The sequence below is a fragment of the Treponema sp. R8-4-B8 genome, from assembly GCF_054786175.1.
This window is the reverse complement of record NZ_BDHE01000354.1, coordinates 1-467: the sequence shown is the minus strand read 5'-3', so window position 1 is coordinate 467 and position 467 is coordinate 1. Positions and strand designations below refer to the sequence as shown.

1 protein-coding gene is annotated in these 467 nt (G+C 43.9%); it reads left to right on the top strand.

Annotated features, from left to right (window positions below; genetic code table 11):
- Positions 1-467: hypothetical protein (locus tag ACYVRA_RS08740; protein WP_461252328.1), on the top strand; the 467-nt coding region annotated here is incomplete at both ends.

The window sequence follows — 467 nt, the reverse complement described above, 5'->3', positions numbered from 1 at the left end:
ACCTTATGGAATAGCAGACCCAAAAGTACAGGCATTCGATGGCGGATATGCTTTTGTTAAAAAAGGTTTTCCAAACGAAAGCTCTGCGGGCGGTACGGGGCGTATTGCTCCAACTCGCTGCATTGCAGATAGAACCAATGAAGAGCCGCGCATAAATTGCCTGAATTTCAGTTTGCTTGCAAAACAGCCATTCCAGCTTTCAGTTATTCTTTACGACCAGCTTGGCAATTTTGTGACCCAGTATCGCGAAAAAGTTACCGAAAGAGAATTTCGCAGCGTTGTGCAGGGACCAAACTATGTTGATGAAGAACAAAACAATATAAAAGAGCTAGTGAAAAGCGCAAGCGCAGATTGCCAAGCTCCAACCCCCAACAATTACGGGCAAAAGAATGTTTTAACCACAAATGGCTTGGTAAAGGTAAATGTTAACATTTATCCCTTCTCCAAAGATGGCCGCCGTTTTGGGA